Annotated in this window: 19 protein-coding genes; 4 read left to right on the top strand and 15 right to left on the bottom strand. The window is 33.8% G+C overall.

The genetic code is table 11. The annotated features are described in order from the left end of the window. The first annotated feature begins 94 nt into the window (after positions 1 to 94). Complete coding sequence (locus QZ659_RS17290; protein ID WP_291727764.1) at positions 95 to 493, top strand: hypothetical protein; 399 nt, start codon at positions 95 to 97, stop codon at positions 491 to 493. A gap of 69 nt (positions 494 to 562) precedes the next feature. Here the strand turns inward: QZ659_RS17290 and QZ659_RS17285 are convergent, their stop codons facing one another. The 4 genes from QZ659_RS17285 to QZ659_RS17270 all read right to left on the bottom strand — a co-directional run bounded on the left by QZ659_RS17285 (position 563) and on the right by QZ659_RS17270 (position 3274). Continuing rightward, entirely contained in the window at positions 563 to 1186 is a 624-nt protein-coding gene (locus QZ659_RS17285; RefSeq protein WP_291727762.1) for a tetratricopeptide repeat protein, read from the bottom strand. Positions 1187 to 1317: 131 nt separating this feature from the next. Then, positions 1318 to 1767 (bottom strand): hypothetical protein, encoded by a 450-nt coding sequence (locus QZ659_RS17280; protein ID WP_291727760.1) that lies wholly within the window; start codon positions 1765 to 1767, stop codon positions 1318 to 1320. A 29-nt stretch (positions 1768 to 1796) separates the two neighbouring features. Beyond that, the gene (locus QZ659_RS17275) at positions 1797 to 2414 is read right to left on the bottom strand and encodes a hypothetical protein (protein WP_291727758.1); all 618 of its coding nucleotides are present in this window, start codon (positions 2412 to 2414) and stop codon (positions 1797 to 1799) included. 86 nt (positions 2415 to 2500) lie between these two features. Further along, entirely contained in the window at positions 2501 to 3274 is a 774-nt protein-coding gene (locus tag QZ659_RS17270) for an AMP nucleosidase (protein ID WP_291727765.1), read from the bottom strand. A 265-nt stretch (positions 3275 to 3539) separates the two neighbouring features. On the opposite strand from QZ659_RS17270, the gene QZ659_RS17265 reads away from it, so the two are divergent. Next, positions 3540 to 4028 carry a type I restriction enzyme HsdR N-terminal domain-containing protein gene (locus tag QZ659_RS17265; protein WP_291727756.1) on the top strand — a complete coding sequence of 163 codons (489 nt, stop codon included), beginning with the start codon at positions 3540 to 3542 and terminating at the stop codon, positions 4026 to 4028. A gap of 9 nt (positions 4029 to 4037) precedes the next feature. On the opposite strand, the gene hisIE is transcribed toward QZ659_RS17265, so the two are convergent. The 5 genes from hisIE to QZ659_RS17240 form a co-directional block, all read right to left on the bottom strand. After that, positions 4038 to 4667, bottom strand: a complete 630-nt coding sequence (gene hisIE / locus QZ659_RS17260) for a bifunctional phosphoribosyl-AMP cyclohydrolase/phosphoribosyl-ATP diphosphatase HisIE (RefSeq protein WP_291727755.1) — start codon at positions 4665 to 4667, stop codon at positions 4038 to 4040. An 11-nt stretch (positions 4668 to 4678) separates the two neighbouring features. Then, complete coding sequence (locus tag QZ659_RS17255) at positions 4679 to 5347, bottom strand: hypothetical protein (protein WP_291727754.1); 669 nt, start codon at positions 5345 to 5347, stop codon at positions 4679 to 4681. A 98-nt stretch (positions 5348 to 5445) separates the two neighbouring features. Continuing rightward, the gene (gene pyrE / locus QZ659_RS17250; protein WP_291727753.1) at positions 5446 to 6132 is read right to left on the bottom strand and encodes an orotate phosphoribosyltransferase; all 687 of its coding nucleotides are present in this window, start codon (positions 6130 to 6132) and stop codon (positions 5446 to 5448) included. 87 nt (positions 6133 to 6219) lie between these two features. After that, on the bottom strand, positions 6220 to 7254 hold the full coding sequence (locus QZ659_RS17245) for an iron ABC transporter permease (RefSeq protein ID WP_291727751.1): 1035 nt from the start codon (positions 7252 to 7254) through the stop codon (positions 6220 to 6222). Positions 7255 to 7315: 61 nt separating this feature from the next. Beyond that, on the bottom strand, positions 7316 to 7861 hold the full coding sequence (locus QZ659_RS17240; protein WP_291727749.1) for a hypothetical protein: 546 nt from the start codon (positions 7859 to 7861) through the stop codon (positions 7316 to 7318). A gap of 253 nt (positions 7862 to 8114) precedes the next feature. Between QZ659_RS17240 and QZ659_RS17235 the strand changes: the two genes are divergently transcribed. Further along, positions 8115 to 9851 (top strand): OmpL47-type beta-barrel domain-containing protein, encoded by a 1737-nt coding sequence (locus QZ659_RS17235; protein WP_291727747.1) that lies wholly within the window; start codon positions 8115 to 8117, stop codon positions 9849 to 9851. A gap of 79 nt (positions 9852 to 9930) precedes the next feature. Here QZ659_RS17235 and QZ659_RS17230 read toward each other — a convergent pair whose 3' ends face one another. The 6 genes from QZ659_RS17230 to QZ659_RS17205 all read right to left on the bottom strand — a co-directional run bounded on the left by QZ659_RS17230 (position 9931) and on the right by QZ659_RS17205 (position 19248). After that, positions 9931 to 10212, bottom strand: a complete 282-nt coding sequence (locus QZ659_RS17230; protein WP_291727746.1) for a hypothetical protein — start codon at positions 10210 to 10212, stop codon at positions 9931 to 9933. Positions 10213 to 10397: 185 nt separating this feature from the next. Next, positions 10398 to 12104 (bottom strand): acyl-CoA carboxylase subunit beta, encoded by a 1707-nt coding sequence (locus tag QZ659_RS17225; RefSeq protein ID WP_291727744.1) that lies wholly within the window; start codon positions 12102 to 12104, stop codon positions 10398 to 10400. 166 nt (positions 12105 to 12270) lie between these two features. Next, positions 12271 to 13140: a transketolase gene (locus QZ659_RS17220; RefSeq protein WP_291727742.1), complete on the bottom strand. Its 870-nt coding sequence runs from the start codon at positions 13138 to 13140 to the stop codon at positions 12271 to 12273. Between the two features lie 263 nt (positions 13141 to 13403). Continuing rightward, positions 13404 to 15311, bottom strand: a complete 1908-nt coding sequence (locus QZ659_RS17215) for a T9SS type A sorting domain-containing protein (RefSeq protein ID WP_291727740.1) — start codon at positions 15309 to 15311, stop codon at positions 13404 to 13406. A gap of 671 nt (positions 15312 to 15982) precedes the next feature. Continuing rightward, positions 15983 to 17893, bottom strand: a complete 1911-nt coding sequence (locus QZ659_RS17210; protein WP_291727738.1) for a T9SS type A sorting domain-containing protein — start codon at positions 17891 to 17893, stop codon at positions 15983 to 15985. A 575-nt stretch (positions 17894 to 18468) separates the two neighbouring features. Beyond that, on the bottom strand, positions 18469 to 19248 hold the full coding sequence (locus QZ659_RS17205; protein ID WP_291727736.1) for a lipocalin family protein: 780 nt from the start codon (positions 19246 to 19248) through the stop codon (positions 18469 to 18471). A 259-nt stretch (positions 19249 to 19507) separates the two neighbouring features. On the opposite strand from QZ659_RS17205, the gene QZ659_RS17200 reads away from it, so the two are divergent. Next, positions 19508 to 20050 carry a hypothetical protein gene (locus QZ659_RS17200; protein WP_291727734.1) on the top strand — a complete coding sequence of 181 codons (543 nt, stop codon included), beginning with the start codon at positions 19508 to 19510 and terminating at the stop codon, positions 20048 to 20050. Positions 20051 to 20109 lie beyond the last annotated feature (59 nt).

Below are 20109 nucleotides of genomic sequence, written 5' to 3'. Positions count from 1 at the left end.
TAAAATTGCACTAGCTTTTGAAAATAACAAAATTATACCAGCTAACTACTTAATAAAATAATTTATCAAAAAAACATATACTTATAAGTAAAAGATGTCTTGGAGAGTAACGTTTGAAATATATGGAGAAGACTTCAAACCTAATGAAGTAGATTTTAACTTTAGCGAAAAAAATGAGCCTAATGACATTTGTAGAGTAGGAAGACTTAAAGGAGAACCCTATAAGTATGGTAGTGCATCTTATCAAGTTCCTAAATATATAGATAGAGATTTATTATTTAAACACTTGGCTGATACATTTGAACCAATGCTAGATGAACTAAAATGTGCTGGTGCTGAAAGTTGGCACATTGAGATTGATAGACTTTATTATGCACAATGTAATGAGGAGTTAAGCCCAGATGAGATAACTCAAATAGCTAGGCTAAAATGTTCTGTTTCATATTCTGCTTATGCTGTATCTGAAGAAGAAGAAATAAAAGGTTTTAAATAATAATCATAATCCCCTGTTTTGTAGTACACAGAGCAGGGGACAGATGTTATATTTCAGCTGTGCTGTTGCTTAAATACCATAATAATCTTTAATGTATTGTTTCTTATTAAAGTCTGTTTTGGCAACTTCTAATAAGTAACTAGCATTAGGATCTTGTGTTTCTTCTACTATGCTTATGAGTTCGTTCAGACCTGTATTTTTTTCCTCTGTAAACATCATTGTAAATGCTCTCTCAGTATAAGTTCTTATTACTTTTGGGTCAGACCTATCATTGCCTAACTCATTAGTAGAAAGATGATAGGCTTGAAGAGCAGACAAATAATGGTCTTGGGCTTTTCCATCTTCTCCCATGTGGTCATAAACAAATCCAATTTGTCTTTGAGCATCTCCAACTTGAAAATCCTTTACATTTTTTATTCCATTTTGAAGTGTAGTAATGGCTTCTTCGTATTTTCCTAAGCGAACAAGAGCATAATGTTTGCTAAAGTAAGCTTTACCATTCTGAGGGTCTAGGGTTAGTGCTTCATCTAATAATTTGATAGCTTCTTGGTGAGATGCTTCGTCAATAGAGTTTAAGTTTTCAAGAATTAATTTAGTAGCTTTTTCATTGAGTTCATTTACTTTTTCAGTATTTTGCGAACACGAAAACAATAAAGCAATGACAAAATATAGAACAAAAGAATACGATTTCATAGAAGTAATTAAGTTAATAAATAATAGGTTTTTGAATGATTTATTACAATATAATGATTTTTGAATAATTTTTACAAAATGCTGATTCAGATTCTTCTTCTAGTTCTATGTGCCATAAAAAATGATATTAGTTAATATTTTTGTACTTCTTTAATAAAAAACTCCACATTAGACAAACTCCATTTTGTATGTGCGACGATGTATTGAGTAGTTTGTTCCAAATTATTTGTAGTATTTGTAATCTTGTATTTCAAAAATAAAGGTATATTTTCTACTATTTCAGAGATTTGATTAGTAAATTCTTCATCTGATAAATGATGATATTTTTTTCCAAAAGTAGAAAGTTGATGTTCTTCTTTTTTTTCTTGTAGATAAAATAATAATCCTCCCACATCACCAAAAAAAGTTAGTCCAGTAGCCATTAAAAGAAATATAATTCCTACGACCAATCCCAAAAGAGAGATAAGTGAGAACTCTTGCAAAGACTGAAAAAAACGATACAGCAGAAAAAGACCACCTGCATAAAGCAATAATCCACCTTGCAGAAAATTAGACCATTTAAAATTTACTTTTGTATTCATATTGGTTCAAATCTAAATGGTTGTGGCATTTACTTACTTGCTCTCCAAAACTCATTGAGTTTTTTAAAAAAACTATCCCATTTTTTGCCTGTTTCTTCTATAAAAAAAGTATGAACGGCATTACTCTTCATATAAATTTCTAACTGATACCTTCCTTTTATTCCATAATAAAAAAGTAGCAACCCAACTGCACCCAGTCCCATTCCAATCCAAAGATTTAATGCTCCTTTTAGGCTTGCTACAATAGAAAAAGCTCCACCAATTCCACCCAAAAGAAGAGGAAACATAAGACGTTTGTAGCGAAGTTCTAATTTTGAAATTTGAGAGAGAATGAAGCGTTTTTGTTTTCCTTCTCGTTTATAAATGAGTGTTTTGTCAGTAAGAGTCCAACGAGAAATGAGGTCAGTTTGTACACTATCTTGCTCTTGTTCTGGAAAAGCTATCCAAAAGGGAGAAAAACTGGCTTGCTGCTCAAACGCTGGGATAGAAACTGTTTTTTGTTTTTCTGAATCTGAATGATAAGTAGGAAGAGAAACAGAATAATTTGGCGTTGAGAAATAACTGTTTTTTTTATCATTTCGAAGCAAAAAATCCTTTGAATTTGATTCTTCTAAAGGATTTTTATTTTTCTTCGATATAAAAGGCAACGGAATGATAAATGGTTAATAATTAGTGATAAATGATTAATTAAATGCAAAATATAATTTTCAATTGTTTATTGTCCATTCTCCATTTATTCAAATCTCATGTGTTTCATCGATTCGCCCGACTTTGCAATACGTTGTAGCGTTTCTATTCCAACTTGTAAATGACGCTCTGCAAACTGTGCTGTTACTGTTGAGTCGCTTTTTGAAGTTTTTACTCCTTCTGGAATCATAGGATTGTCTGAAACCATAAGTAGCGCACCACGAGGAATTTCATTGACAAAACCGACTGTAAAAATAGTAGCTGTTTCCATATCAATTGCCATCACACGCATATCTTCCAAATATTTTTTAAAGCTAGTATCGTGTTCCCAAACTCTGCGATTTGTAGTATAGACTGTTCCTGTGTAGTAATCTAATTGATGATTACGAATAACAATAGAAGCCGATTTATGAATACGAAAAGAAGGTAAAGCAGGAACTTCACTTGGTAAATAATCATTACTTGTTCCTTCGCCACGAATGCCAGCAATAGGCAATACAAAACTTCCTAACTCGTTTTTTTTCTTTAAGCCTCCACATTTTCCTAAAAATAGCAATGCTTTTATTTCAATGGCAGAGAGCAAATCCATTACTGTGGCAGCCATTGCGCTTCCCATTCCAAAATTAATGATGGTAATATTATCGGCTGTGGCTGTTTGCATAGGCTTATTTCTTCCTTCTACTTCCACTCCAAAACGCTCTGCAAATTTTTCTACATAACCAATAAAGTTAGTTAGTAAAATAAATTCGCCAAAATCTTCTAAATTGCGTCCTGTATAGCGTGGCAACCAATCTTTGACAATATTTTCTTTTTTAGACATATCATGAAGAGAATGGCTCTCCTCAAACGAAGTATTATAATTTTTACTCATGTATCGTGTGTTTAGAGTTGAATATTGTTGTTGGTATCTCCACCAACAACGGCAAAAAAATTATTTCAAATTACATATTATATAAATGCTTTTCAAGAAAAATCAAAGATTAAGATAAGACAACGTATTTCTACAAAGAATAATTTGTATTTTCATTTATCATTAGCTTCGCTGAATAAATATTTCATCACTAACCATTCATCATTCAAAAAAATTGTTTCCCAAACTCAACATTCCTTCTTTTGAAGCTAAAATTAGGCAAGTAGCGTCTAAGTCTGACAAAGTTGCAGGAAATTCAAAAAATAAAAGTAAATATCAGATATTCGACATTATTCGTAAAAAATGGATTATCCTTACACCAGAAGAATGGGTAAGACAACATGTTGTGCATTTTCTCCTTGCCAATAATTATTCTAAAAACCTAATGCAAGTAGAAAGTGAACACCTCTACCAAGAACGAAAAAAACGTACTGACATTTTAGTTTTTGATAGAGATGGCACTCCGTTTTTAGTTGTAGAATGTAAGGCTGCTCATATTCGCCTTTCTTCTGATGTGTTTTCGCAAGTAGCTGTCTATAATTATTGTATAGATGCTCCTTTTGTGATGATAACCAATGGAATGGAAAGAGCTATTTTTATGAAGACGACAGATGACACTAAAAATGTATCTTATAAAATGATACAGAAATTACCTGTTTTCTAAAGATGAGATTTACTTATGTCTTTTTTCCAAGACTTCCATAACTTCATCTATTTTTACATCCTGCGAACGCATCAAAACAAGCAAGTGATAGAGTAAGTCGCCACATTCTTCTTTGAAGCGTTCTTTGTCTGCTCTCATGGCATCAATAACAACTTCTACTGCTTCCTCCCCTACTTTTTGAGCCACTTTATGAACGCCTTTATTCAATAGTTTTCTAGTATAAGAATTTTCATTTTCTGGAATATCTTCGCTTCTCTTCTCAATCGTATTTTCTAAATGCTGTAAAAAATGAATATTGGCAGTATTTTTCTCCTTTCCAAAACAAGTATCTTCTCCTTTATGACATACTTCGCCTTCTGGTCTTACAAAAATAAGAAGTGTGTCATTATCACAGTCTAAGTGCATTTTTTCTACGTACAGGAAATTTTCAGAAGTTTCTCCCTTTGTCCAAAGACGATTTTTTGTTCGACTAAAAAAAGTAACTTTTCCTTCTTGTTGTGTTTTTTCAAAGGCTTCTTGATTCATAAAACCAAGCATCAAGACACGCATGGTTTTACTATCTTGAATAATGGCTGGAATAAGTCCATTTTGTTTTTCAAAATCTATCTGACTGCTCTGTAATACGTTGTTCGTATCCATTTTTAATAATTCTATTGTTGTTTATTTAATTCAAATTCCTTCCAAAACTGATGGGCATACATTCCAAAATCAGATTTTAATTTCTCATTTATGAAAGGAAAAGATGCAAAGTTAAGGTCTTTTTTTTCAAAAACTCTATCTGCATAAAGTTGTAAGAAGATTTTATCATTGAAAAGTAATTCTAAATCAGAATGTGAGACTAAAGTTTTGACATCTTCTTTTTCATGAAAACGAAATCCATAACCGATAGCAGAATAATGAAAATCTATTAAGTGTTTTTCTACTAGGGCAATCAGTTCGTCTTCTGGGTCAATGGTTTGAGCTTGTATCAAAATTGCTGGCAAAAAGCGCAAGCACAAATCTGCCGAAAGCATTTGAGAAGCCGTAATTTTATTTTCATCTTCAAAAGATGGAAAAAGTGAAGGCAAATCTTTTACATCTGTTTCTCTATACAAAATAAGTTGAGCAGCTATATAAACCGTTTGAGCAGCCCACAAAGCAGCTTTTGCATCAAAAACAGGAGAAGGTTGTGGATGCTCTACACTTTCAATTTTGTATTCTATACTGAGCAAGTCAATGACACTTTCTTTCTCCTTTTCAGAAATGGATAAAAGATTTCCAAACAGAAAAACCTCCTCATAATGGCGTAAGTGTTCTATGGTTTTACTAAAATAGCTCATTCTTGATTGAAAATACTTTTTATCAAATTTTGTCAAAGGCGAGCCTTTACCCTACTTTTTTATTTTCCTCTTTTCTGTGGCTCACAGAAAAGATAAATCTATCTCTTTTTTGGCATCCAACTTTCAGGCTTATCTCTCCATTTTGTCAAGATTTCGTGGTCTTCTTCTTCCAAATAGTTTTGAGTAATGGCTTGCTCAATGAGTGTAGGATAATCACAAAGCGTTTTTAGGTTAATGGCTGCCTGTGAGAAATTACGACTTGCTCTGTCAAAACTATATGTAAAAATAGCAGCCATTCCAATTACTTTAGCTTGTGTGGCTTGCAAAACGTGAGCTGCTGAAAGAGAGCTTTGTCCAGTAGAAATCAAATCCTCTATCAAAACTACCTTGTCATCTGGATTTAACTTACCTTCAATCTGACTTTGTGTTCCGTGTTCTTTGGGTTTGGAACGAATATAGAGCATAGGCAAGTCAAGTTCGTGTGCTACAAGAGCTGCTTGTGGAATCCCTGCCGTTGCGACACCAGCAATAGCCGTAACATCTGGAAATTCTTCTCTTATCATATTAGCTAGAGCTTTTGTAATAAAAGTCCTTACTTTTGGATAAGAAAGTGTCAGACGATTGTCGCAATAAATAGGGGAGTTCCAGCCCGAAGCCCACTGAAAAGGCTCATGAGGGCGTAGCTTAACAGCTTCAATTTCCAAAAGCATCGAAGCAATTTGATGAGCAACAGAAGAAAATTCTGTTTCTACATGTGATTCTGATAGTGGAGTAGTTTCTTTCATAGTGCAAAGATACTGGATTGAATGATAAATGATAAATTATTAATGATAAATTATATAAACTTCATCTATCTTAGCTCAATAGTTTGTTTAAAGACTGCGTTTTTTCAGAATTACCCAAATTACGACAGGTGCACCTACAAGAGAAGTTACTGCATTGATAGGCAATACTTTTGAAGACATAGGAAGTTGGGAAATGCTATCACAAGCCAAAAGTAAAATTGCTCCACCCAATGCCACAGCAGGAATCAGAATTTGATGACGAGCCGTTTTTATTAAAATTTTGATTAAATGAGGAACTGCCAAGCCAATAAAACCAATCGGACCACAAAAAGCTGTAATACTTCCAGCCAAAAGACTTGTAGTAAAAATAATTCCTAAACGAGTTTTTTGAAGACTAAGCCCCATACTTTCAGCATAACGCTCTCCCAAAAGCAGTGCATCTAGTGGTTTGTGCATTGCCCAAGTAGCAAAAATCCCTGATATATTTAATGCTATCAAAAAAGGTAATTTATCCCAAGTTACTTGAGAAAGGCTACCAAATGTCCAAAGTAAATACGATTTTATCGCTTCTGCCTCACTAAAATATTGTAAAATACTTACGATTGCACCTGTTGCGCTACCAAACATCAATCCTACAATCAAGAGAGCCATATTATTTGAAATTCTGATAGAAGCCACAATAACCAAACTCAATACTAAAGCTGCTCCAAGTGTAGAGGCAATGCTAGTTTGCCAAAGAGAACCTTGAGACAAAAAAGCACTCAAAAAATGATTGGCTGAAAGACTAGACACAAAAAGCATCAAAATTGCAACTCCCAAACTTGCCCCAGAACTAATCCCAAGCACAAAAGGTCCTGCTAAGGGATTTCGAAACAAAGTCTGCATCTGTAAACCACTTACAGAAAGAGCCATTCCAACAATTATAGCAGTTAAGGCTTTGGGTAATCTAAATTCCCAAACAATCGTAATCCAAGAATTTTTGGAAGCTGTTTTTTGAAAAATAATTGTCCAAATTTCAGAAAAGGGAATAGACACCGAACCCAACGACATATTTAGTCCAAACAAAAAAATCAGAACTATAAAAAGCGTTATGAAAATAAGTGGATAATTCTGTCGATTCAAAAGTTATAATATAGTTAGTGTTTTCATTAATCATTTATCACTAATAATCCACAACTCAATATTATTTAAAATCTTGGTTGATAACATCTGCATTTTTTGGAGTAGTGATTTTGATAAATTGATGATTGCTGGCAACATGGCAATTATTACACGAACGCAAAAGTAATTGATACCCTTCTACAAAAGAAGCCTTATCTTCTGATTTTATTGTTTTTTCTAATTTTTCTATATTCGGAAACGCCATCGTTTTGACTAAACTACTAATATTTTTTCCATCATCCATCACTTTATGGTCTATGATGTCTTCCATTGTTTCTTCTAATTCGTGGGTATAAAACTGTGCTAATTTCCAGTTTTGGTGCTCTCCTGCAAAGTGAAGTTTTTGCATATAGCCTTGCATTCTTGCCATTGCAATCGCAAGTTCATAGTGTTCTTTATCTTCTTCTGAAGTAGTATTTATTTTGCTATCAAGATTTTGTTGTTCTTGTGAAATTTCTACTTTTTTTACCAAACGCTCCATTTTTTTACCCAAAGAATGGATTTTATATTGTTGAATACAAAAGGCAAAAAAGAACAGTGTAGCTAATATTCCAAAAGCTTTTTTCATAACTTAAAATATCTATTAATGAATCTGTAAAAAAGATGTGAGCAACAAAAGTAATCATTTAGAATGATTCTTAATAAAATACTTTCAAATAAATAAATCTTTGTTTCATTTTGCATAAATCCCTTTAAATTTCTTAATTTACAACTGTTATTTTATCGAAATATGTCCTCATCGATTAGAACTCTTGATAAAGTTCAATGATTTTTATTCTAATAAAAGTAAAGCTATTCATTCCCTGTCTTATCCTTTTCAAATGAAAAAAAAATACACTCTATTATTTATTGTATTTCTATTTATTTATTTCCTATCATTTTTTAATGCATCTGCACAAACAGACTCCCTTTCTGGTACGTATGTAGATGAAAACGGAAAATATTACCAACAAGCTGATTTACCTGTATATCTTCATATTTCTACAAGTCCTAATGGGGAAAAAATTCCTCTATCTGGTAAAAAGGTAGGAGAAAAGGAAATTTCTGTTCAGCCTATTATTTTAGATGGACATGGCGTTCATATACTAAAACACAGTGATGGAAAAAACCCTAGAAACAGTTATGAATATGTAATTTATGCTGATGGACTTCCACCAAATTCTACTTCAAAATTTACTACACCTTATGTGTATCGCAGAAGTGGAACAACTTTTTATGGGAGAGATTTAAAAATTGACCTTAGCGTAAAAGACCAGATGTCTGGAGTAGAGGGGCTTTACTTCAATCTTGACGGACTTGGAAATCAGCCCTATACAAATACAATTTCAATAGATTCGGAAGGCGACCACTTGCTAAGATATTTTTCATTAGATAAGGTGGGTAATATAGAAACTGAAAATAGTAAAGAATTTACTGTCGATGTTACGCCTCCAATAAGTACATATAATGTAGTCGGAATCAACTCTGAAAATGTAATTTCATTGGGTACAAAGATTTATTTTACTTTAGAAGATAATAGTGTAGGAGTAAAAAATACATTTTATCGTTTTGATGAGCAAAGTTGGAAGCCTTACTACAACAAAAGAAATCTTCCATTACAGGCTTTGAGCGATGGAAATCATACACTTTATTTCTATTCTACCGATTATCTTAAAAATGAAGAAACTGAACAATCTTTTACATTTTATTTAGATAGAACGGCACCAATTATGTCGGCAGACGTTTTGGGAGATAAGTTTATTGTAGGACAACAGGTGTATTTTTCTGGACGTACAAAACTCAAACTTACTGCTGTGGATAATAAATCTGGGGTGAAAGAAGTTTGGTATTCTATCGATGGTGGAGAATGGAAACAATATAACGACCCATTCTATTTACCATCAAAATCTGGAACGCATACTATTCGTTATTATGCTGTTGATAATACTGAAAACCAAGGTGTTGAGGGAGCGATTGACCCACGTTTTGATACATATAGACACAATGTAAGTGCTGTTTATGTCGATTTGACAGGGCCAAAATTGGGTTATAATTATCAAGGAAAGACTTTTAAAAAGGGTAATACTTTGTACATCAGTCCAGAAACAAATTTGAGATTAACAGCTACAGATTCAGAATCAGGTTTACAACGCCTAACCTACAAACTTAATGGGCAGGGAGAAGAAATAGAATATGATTCTCCATTTAATGTACAACAATCTGGCTTGCAAAGTTTGGAAATTATTGGTTATGATAATGTAAATAATAGAAACGTAATCAATACAGAATTTGCTGTTGATGCAGAAGCTCCGACTGTATTTTATCACTTTAGTACGCTGCCAGATGAAACTAGAAATACAGCATATCCTTCGTATGTGCAGCTATTCTTGGGAGCGCAAGATGGACAGACCAACACCGAACAAATTTATTACCGTATAAATGGAAGCGGAAAACGTCTTTACAACGGAAAAATAAGTGGTTTTGCTAAAAATAAAAGCTACACTATTTTGGTGGAAGTAAGAGATAAACTAGGAAATGTAGCAGAAGAAGAAATTATTTTTGAGACGTTGGAGTATTAAATAACAAGTGTGTTATTGTTGTTGATAAATCAAAAGGCTTGGAGAATTTGCAAGCCTTTTATGGAAGAATAGAGATGATTTATTTCAAAAAACCTAATAATTCCTCTTTCCCTCTGATAGTAAAAATACTCAAACCATCTTCTGAAAAAGAAATCCAGTCAAAATACTCATACGAACCTACAGAAGTTAGCTGCTCATAGCTTCTAACTATTTTGACAACTTTATTGGTAGGGATATGTATGAGCTGATACTCCTCAATATCAACATTTATGATTTGATTTTTTACAACTTCTTCATCGTCTTTAGAAATACGAATAATTTTCCAATCTCCTTTTATGGTTTCTTTGATTTGGTTTTTCATTAATTCTACCTTGTTATATGACTGATTAGTAAAGGATTTATAGGATAAAAAGCAGGATAACTGAAAGACGATGAGGTCAAATATAAAAATATACTATGAAGAAATAAAAAAGGCAATCATTTTTATAAAACGATTGCCTTTTGCATTAAACTGGTAACTGATTACTGTTTACTGAAAACTGATTTCTAAGTTTGAATTGCGCCTACATTATAACGCTTCGTAATCGGTGCTTGATTGGCAGCTTCAATTCCCATAGATATAATCTGACGAGTTTCTAGTGGGTCAATAATGGCATCAATCCATAAACGAGCCGCAGCATAATACGGCGTAGTTTGTTTTTCGTAGCTTGCCGTAATTTCAGCCAATAGTTTTTCTTCTTCTTCCTTCGAAACTTCTTTTCCTTTTGCCTTTTCAGAAGCTACACGAATTTGAAGTAGCGTTTTGGCAGCCGAAGCACCACTCATAACAGCAATTTTAGCCGTTGGGAAAGCAAGCATCAGACGAGGGTCATACGCCTTTCCACACATTGCATAGTTTCCAGCACCATACGAATTTCCTACAACAATGGTAAATTTAGGAACAACGCTATTTGCCATTGCAGAAACTAATTTTGCTCCATCTTTGATAATCCCTCCGTGTTCGGAACGACTACCAACCATAAAACCAGTAACATCGTGTAAGAATAAAAGTGGAATTTTCTTTTGATTACATGTCATGATAAAACGAGCTGCCTTGTCTGCTGAATCAGAATAGACAACACCTCCCATTTGCATTTCTTTCTTACCACTTTTCAAGATGGTTCTCTGATTAGCTACAATGCCAACCGCCCAACCATCTATGCGTGCATGTCCACACAAAATTGTCTTGCCATAGTCTTTTTTATACTCTTCAAAATCTGAATTATCGACTATCCTTTCGATAATGTCTCTCATATCGTACGGCTTTGTACGGTCGGCAGGCAAAACACCATAGAGTTCTTCCATGTTTTTTGTTGGAAGTTGTGGCTCGCTTCTATTGAACCCTGCACTTTCAGGCTCTCCAATCTTATCTATAATATTTTTTATGGCATCCAAACACGCCTCATCATTCGGATATTTGTTATCCGTTACGCCAGAAATTTCGCAGTGAGTAGCTGCGCCTCCTAGTGTTTCTTGGTCTATATCTTCTCCAATAGCAGATTTTACAAGATAAGGACCTGCTAAAAATACTGAACCTGTTCCCTCAACAATGAGAGCCTCATCAGACATAATTGGCAAATAAGCTCCACCAGCTACACAGCTTCCCATAATGGCAGAAACTTGTACAATTCCTTCAGCAGACATTTGAGCATTGTTTCTAAAAACTCTACCAAAATGTTCTTTATCTGCAAAAATTTCATCTTGCAGAGGCAAAAATATACCTGCACTATCGACTAGATAAATAATTGGAATTTTATTTTCCATTGCAATTTCTTGCGCTCTTAGATTCTTTTTTCCTGTGATGGGAAACCATGCTCCAGCCTTTACTGTCGCATCATTAGCGACAATCATACAGAGCCTTCCACTCACGTAGCCCATTCCAGTAACTACGCCACCCGAAGGACAACCTCCCCACTCATTGTACATATCATCACCTACAAAAGCACCAATTTCATTGAAATATGTTGTATTTCCTTCTTCATCTTTATCTAAAAGATAATTGATACGTTCTCTAGCTGTGAGTTTGCCTTTAGATTTGTGTTTGTCTATTTTTTTCTGACCACCTCCTAGCTTTACTTTTTCATATTTGGCTTGAAGCTGAAAAACAAGCTGTTTGTTTGCGTCTTCATTAATATTGAATTGCACATTTTCCTTTTCCGATTTGGAAGGACTGCTGTGTGTGGTATTGCTTTTTTTGGTTTGGTTTTCTGCCATAGTTTGTATTGTGTGCTAGGTATTTACTTTTTTCTTGTTCTGTTACAAAAAAAACGATTTATTTGGGATTTTACAATAAAAATTACTGACAACATTGTATTGCTAAAACAAAAACACCTCCATTTTTGTAGAGGTGTTTGTTGTTTTGAGCTATACTTCAATTTTATTAATAATCTCCAAAAGTCGCCTCGTTTTGAGCAAGAGCTGTTTCTAACTGCTCATCATTTGGAGCTACGCCATGCCACTTGTGTGTTCCCATCATATAATCTACGCCATGTCCCATTTCTGTTTTCATCAGAATCATGACTGGCTTTTCATTTCCTAATGCTTCTTGTGCCTTTCTGATTACTGGAATAAGCGCATCAAAATCATTTCCATTCTCACATACCAAAACATTCCAACCGAAAGATGTATATTTTTCTTCTAAGCCTTTTAGTGCGCCAAGTGCCATTACGTCTTCTACGTCTCCGTCTATTTGTCTTCCATTGGCATCAATAATGGCAATAAGATTATCCACTTTTTGGTGTGCTGCAAAAATAGCTGCTTCCCAAACTTGTCCTTCTTGCTGCTCGCCATCTCCCATCAAAACAAAAACTGTTTTATCATCGTGATTCATCTTTTTAGACAGAGCTGCGCCTATCGCTACAGAAAGCCCTTGTCCGAGAGAACCAGAAGCAATTCGAATACCTTCCAATCCCTCTTCTGTGGCTGGGTGTCCTTGCAAACGAGAATTGATTTTACGGAAAGTAGCCATTTCATTAATACTAAAATAACCACTACGAGCCAAAACACTATACCATACTGGCGAAATATGCCCATTAGAGAGGAAAAATAAATCTTCTCCGTTTGCATTCATATCGAAAGAAGGGTTGTGTTCCATAATTTCAAAATAGAGTGCTACAAAAAGTTCAGCACAGCCAAGAGAGCCTCCTGGGTGTCCAGAATTTACTTGATGCACCATTCTGACAATATCTCTACGCACTTGAGATGTCATGTTTTCTAAAAATTCTTTGTCGTTTTTCTTGTATGAAGCCATTTTGAAGTAGATTGAAATGAGTTTTTGAAGTTGTCTTGTCGTTGGTAGGAACACCAACAACGGCATTTGTTTGAGTACAAAAGTACAAAAGAGTAGCTATTCAAGCTATATTTGAGCGTGCATTTTCTAAAAAAATATGTTTTGCCTTTATTTTCACACACTAAAGTGTGTTCTACATTATTTACACAAAAAAAGCAGAAAGCCTCACGACTTTCTGCTTTTCTATTTTTATTTCTCTGAAAATTCAAAGACTTATTTTATTCTTATTTAGAATATACCATTGTTTGAGTTACACGCTCTTTTCCGTTACGGATTTCAGCGATATAAAGACCACTTTTCAAGTTACCTTTTACATTCCAAACATATTGGTGCGTTCCGATTCCGTAAGAAGACAAATCAACTGTTTCAACACTACGACCTACTGCATCATAGATAGTAAGAACAGCAGCATCCGAATTTTTTAGCTCAAAGCTAATTGTTGTTTGAGTATTGAATGGATTAGGGAAAGAAGGAAGTAATTTGATAGATTCTACTTCGTTTTCTCTGATTGGGTCAATGTCGTTGCTTCCTAGCGTATGAAGAACACCATCTACAACTGCAATACTTGTAACTAAAGACTTGCTAAAGTTTCCATTTTCAGCTTGGATAGCAATGCTATAAATACCTTCTTCCAATGTTTCGTTTACAGATGCTGTAAATTGTCCGTTGTTCTGATTGAATTCTAATACTACTGCATTTTGATTTTCAACATTGTTAGAAGTAAGTGTCATTACACCTGTTACTTTCGTAGCTGCCGTATTGATTCCTTTTTCGTTTAAAAGAGCAATGTTTAAGTTGATAGTTTCACCAACATTATAAACATATTTTTTGTCATTCAAATCACTTGTCATACGAAGACCAACGCCTTCATTTGCAGTTACTAAAGCTACAAATGCACCTTCAGATTCAATAGAATATGTTCCTACTTGTGGATTTTCTATGGTAAGTGTTGTAGCATAGCCACCTAATAAATCGTTTGCTTTCTCTCCAACACGTACAAACTTAGGGCTAACTCTTTCTCCGTTTGGAGCAACTATTACAAAATTGTTGTTTGCTTCTAAGTGATGAATATCTAATGAAGTTTCTGTTACTCCTTCTTCTACCATAAAGTTACGGCTAGATTTTTCAGAGCTAAGAACTTGTACTCTACTCTCAATAACTGCATTTGGATTTGTAGTAATACCACCTTCTACTGGCTTGCCACCTGTTTTTGAAAGTGTATAAGGCAAGTTACTCTTTACAGTTGACCACATATATCTTCCTTCGTGTACTTCGCTGTGGTCAAGATTGGTTGTAGAGTTTCCATATCCACTATGGAGCGTAGTAGAGTTAGGACGTTTTGTACTGTGATAAGGTACTACACCATCGTTTCCACCTGTGCTGCTACCTCCACCATTCCAGTTTAGATACCATCCTGGTACTAAAAGAACACCACCATATCCCCAAGCTCCTACTGTACGGAAGTTAGTTTTTGGACGGTTTGGATGATTATCTGTTTGAGAACGGAAATAACTAGCATAACCTGTTTGAAGACTGTTTGTAGCATCGTTTACTTGACCAAATACACTTGATAACCAAGACACCCAACCACTTTGAGCTAAATCTGCTAAAGGAGTTCCGAAGTGAGGAGAACTAAGAGTAATTACTCTATCTACTTTCGTATGTGCGCCATAATGTACTAAGGCTGCATCTGTATCCAAACCACCTTTACTATGCGCTACTACTACTACTTTATTTACACCATAGCGATTTGTAATCGTACCTAACATACTATTGAAAAGCTGACCGTTTACCCACATATCTTTATCTGGGTTTACAGAAACAAAAGCTGTACGATACCCATCATTATATGCCTTGCTATACATATCATTTCCATCCCACCAAGTGCTGGCACGAGAAGAATAGCCGTGGATAAAAACAATTACTGGAGAGCCTGCTCTAAGGTTAGAAGGAGTTGCTCCATAATAAATATTACCTGCATCGCTTTCTCCACTTCCTAAGATGTCACCAGCAACGCTAGTCATTTGTGTTGGAGCTACAAGATTAGTTTCTTGTACTTGCTGTGCTACTGCACCAAAGCTAAGAAGTAAGAAAACAAAAAATGCAATTATAGATTGGAAAATCTTTTTCATAATAAGGGATATTTAACTGTTTGTGTGTAAAATTTATAATTTATCTTCAAATGACTAGAAAAAGCGTTTTTAAAAATAAATTACATAGAAAGTTAATTAACTAAATTAATGAGTATCTAATTTATTTGAAATTTTCAAAGTATGACCAACAGTCATTTAATGTTCTTTTATATAGTATGCTTGCATAACTATAACACAAAGTAAACACATAACTTTCTGATTTGCAAGTCTTTACTACAAATGTAAGGTATTTCAAATTGATAGCATTACTATCAATTTATTAAAAAAATACAATTTACTTCCTTTACTATTTTTAAAAAAAATGTACCAACGCAGTTTAAAAACACTTCAAAACATACACAAAGCAGTTTTTTAGTCTGTTATCACCCAAAAAGTTAATTTAATTAATCAAGTCAAAAATTCTTTAAAAAGTCCAAGAAAAAAGTTTCATTTTTTTTTAAATTTTTTCTGTTAAACCAAATAAAAAAGGGTATTTCTCTATCTTTCCGATAGAAAAACACCCTTTTCAACGATTTTTAAATTATTTCTCTACTAAGAAGATTTGTTTTTTTCTTCTCAAAGGAGGGAAACGAAAGTCAGTTTATAAATTGCTTTCGATACCTCAAATATTATGTTATGTGTAAAGAGCACAAATGAGATAGATTCTCAAATTATTTTGAGTAAATCATTGTCTGAGTTACACGCTCGTTGCCATTACGGATTTCAGCAATGTAAAGACCACTATTCATATTGCCTTTTACATTCCATACATATTCGTGAGTTCCGATTCCGTAAGACGACAAATCAACGGTTTCCACACTACGACCTACTGCATCATAGATAGTAAGCACTGAAGATGCTGAACTCTTTAACTCAAATTTAACTGTTGTTTGAGCATTGAAAGGATTAGGATATGAAAGAAGTAACTTGATAGATTCGACTTCATTTTTTTCCATATCATTTACATCGTTTTTGCCTAATGTATGAAGAACGCCATCTACTACTGCAATACTTGTAATTAAAGACTTACTAAAGTTTCCATTTTCAGCTTGGATAGCAACACTATAAATACCTTCTTCCAATGTTTCATTTACAGATGCTGTAAATTGTCCGTTTTGCTGCTTAAACTCTAATACAACTGCATTTTTAGACTTTCCATCACTAGATGTAAGATTCATTACACCTGTTACTTTTGCACCTGCTACATTGATGCCCTTTTCATTCAAAATATCAATATTCAAATTGATAGTTTCACCAACATTGTAGTAATACTTATCATCATTCAAATCACTTGTCATACGCAAACCGATACCTTCATTTGCTGTAACTAATGCTACAAAAGCATCTTTAGATTCAATAGAATACATTCCTGCTTCTGGACTTTCTATTTTAAACGTTGTGGTATAACCTCCTAATAAATCATCTGTTTGCTCTCCAACACGTCGTAAAATGCTAGGGTTTATTTGCTTTCCACTTGGAGAAGTAATTGTAAACTCTTCATTTTCGTTTAAGAAATGAAGGTCTAACATTGTTTCTGTAACGCCTTCTTCTACTGTAAAAGTACGACTTGTCTTTTCAGAGCTAAGAACTTGTACTCTACTTTCAACTACTGCATTTGGGTTAGTTGCTTTTTCATACTTTACTCCTCCAGCACTTGTTTTTGAAAGTGTATAAGGCAGATTGCTTTTTATAGTACTCCACATAGAGTAACCTTGTTGTACTTCAAGGTGATTGTAGTTTGTTCTCCAATTTCCGAATCCACCTAATAAATGCATAGCGTCAGGACGTTTTGAACTTTTGTAAGTAACAACTCCATCATTTCCACCTGTGAATGCACTACCTCCATTTAAGTCAAGATATACTCCTGGTACTGAAAATACAAGACCATATCCCCAAGCACCTACTGTACGAAACTTAGCTTTAGAATAATTTGGATGATTAGACGTTTGTGTACGGAAATAACTTGCATAACCTGTTTGAAGACAGTAAGTAGCTTCATTTACTTGTCCGAAGACAGAAGATAACCAAGACACCCAACCACTTTGAGCTAAATCTGCCAAAGGCGTTCCATAATGAGGTGTACTAAGTGTAATAACACGCTCTACTTTTGTGTGTGCGCCATAATGTACTACTGCTGCATCTGTATCTAAGCCACCTTTACTGTGTGCGACTACCACTACTTTATTTACTCCCATCTTGTTTGTAATAGTATTTAACATATTACTGAAAAGCTGACCATTTGTCCACATGTTTTTATCTGGATGTACTGATACGAACGCTGTACGATAGCCATCATTGTATGCTTTGTTGTACATGTCATTGAGTATCCACCAAGAACTCGCACGAGAAAAATAACCATGAATAAAGACAATTACAGGAGAACCTGCTCTAAGATTTGAAGGAGTTGCGCCATAGTAGATATTTCCTGCATCACTTATTCCACTTCCTAGAAGACTTCCAGAAGCATTATTCATTTGTGTAGGAGGAACAAGATTGTTTTCTTGAATTTGTTGTGCAACTGCTCCAAAGCTAAAAAGGAGGCAAACACAAGCCAGTGCGAGAGATTGAAAAGTTTTGTTCATAATAAAGGGATATTTAATTGTTTGTGTGTAAAAATTTGCAACTCATCTGTAAATTAGCTCTAATGCAACTATTTTAAATAATAAGTTACATTAAAGAGTAATTAAGTGAATCAATCACTTTCTTATTTTCATTGAATATACTTTCAAAAAGCAAAGTTATTTAATGAAACCAAATATAGTATGCGTGCATAACTATATCACAAATAAAACATATAACTTTCTTATTTACAAACTATTAACAAAACAATCTCTATATAAAATACAATAGCAACACTATTATTTTATCAAAAAAATACAATTTACCTCCTTTACTATTTTTTTCAACAATGTACTTATGTTTAACAAAAACACTCTAAAAAAGTACAAGAAACAGTTTTTCAGCACTTTTCTCTAAAAACAAATTAACTTTATTAACCATAACATAAATTCTTAAAAAAATACAAAAAAAATAATTTTATTTTTTTTCAATAGAGCAAATAAAAAAGGGAGTTTCTCTATCTTTTCAATAGAAAAACTCCCTTTTAAAGAGATTTCAATTACTACTTACTGTTTTATATAAGCCAACAGGATTAAATTTATTGAACGAAAGTAAGTTTATAAACAACTTCTGACTCTCCCTCTCTTCTTCCTAAAGTCATTTCTGTTGGAGTCAATTCAATGATACGTGCATTATTTGGAAATATGTTTATTCTGAAAAATTTGATATAGGTTTCATTGAAAGCAAATTCCCATCTACCATTCGAATCAGTTTCCCCATTTGTAAGTGTTCCTTTATCAAAAACACAGTTAAATGTAGTATTTGTGTTGGGGTCAGTCTGATTTTCTCTAAAAAATTGGAGTGTATTGTCTGCCTCATAATCTCTAATGAGCTCTGGACCGTCATTGAGCTTTATAGAAGTAAATCTCCATGTTTTAGACACCTGTCCTGCTAATAAATCTAATGGTGGAATTGGGCGCACCTCAAAGTTGAGTACACGAATAATAGTTGTTTCACCACCTTCATTAGCAACTCTCAAACTCACATCGTATCTGCCTGGAGTATCAAAAGTATGAGCCAAAGAAATAGACGTTGTGTCTTCATTAATAATAATTTCTTGTGAGTTAGTTACTTTTACTCCATTTATTTGCCATTCTAATTCTTTTACATACCCACCCGTCTTAACAGCTTGTAATACTACTGCTTCATCAGTATAAAGTATTGTACCTGACTCTGGAACACTTTGCCATTCCACAACAGGACGGTCTGGAAGTTCTACTGGCTTTGGCTCGTCATCTCCCCCACACGAAATCAAAGAAAAACTAAATACAATGAAGGTAATAAAATAAAATAGAGAACGATTTACAATATTTAACATAAAATCATTTTTTAACTTAGAAATAGATAAATTAGTCTTGATATAAAGTTGGTACACAAAAATAAACCTTTATCAAAAATTAATACTTAATTAAATAGACTACTTTTTAGGTAAAAATGCTGCAAAGGCACTCAAAAAGATTGCACCAAAATTATTTTTTGGCAAAAATCGTTATTTTTTTTCTATTTTGCTTAATATTTTGAGCTTTTTAAGCTCTTCGTTTTTTAAAAAGATTTTTAGTTTCTGTATTTGAATATAAATGGATAATAAATTTGAACACGTTTTAAATAGTTGTAGCACCAAAGAAAAATTAGCTTATCTACAGCTCATCATATTTATTGCTTTTAGCGACCATCATTTGTCTGATGATGAAGCCACTTTTTTAGATAAAATTACAGAAATAGCAAACCTTTCAGAAGAAGACCAACAAAAATTGGCTGCTTACTCTCGCCACCCTGCCAGCATAGATGTACAGCTCTGCGCTCAAAACATCGCTAGAAGTCCTTTGAGAGAAATTTTATTGATTGATTTGATGGTAATTGCTCGTTCTGACGACGATGTTGCAACAGAGGAACGTACAGCCATTACCCAAATAGCTGTTCTTTTAGGAGTTCCGTTAGATGAAGTTATTCGTCTAACCAACTCTGTAAACAAATATCAATACTCTGAAAGCGATGCTCCTCAAGAATGGATTGAACAAAGCATGATTTCTACTTTATATAAACATACTGCGCCAACACAACTAAAAAAATTGAGTATGACAAGAAAAATCAAAAAATTCTTGGGCATATTAAAAGAATAAAATCTTAGAGTACTGGACATGAGATAAAAAGTTGTTGGTGTCGCTACGCTAAAACACCA

The organism is Bernardetia sp. (assembly GCF_020630935.1).
Taxonomy (GTDB): Bacteria; Bacteroidota; Bacteroidia; order Cytophagales; family Bernardetiaceae; genus Bernardetia.
Note: the sequence above shows the minus strand (reverse complement) of the source record. Positions and strands in the feature narration are given on the sequence as shown.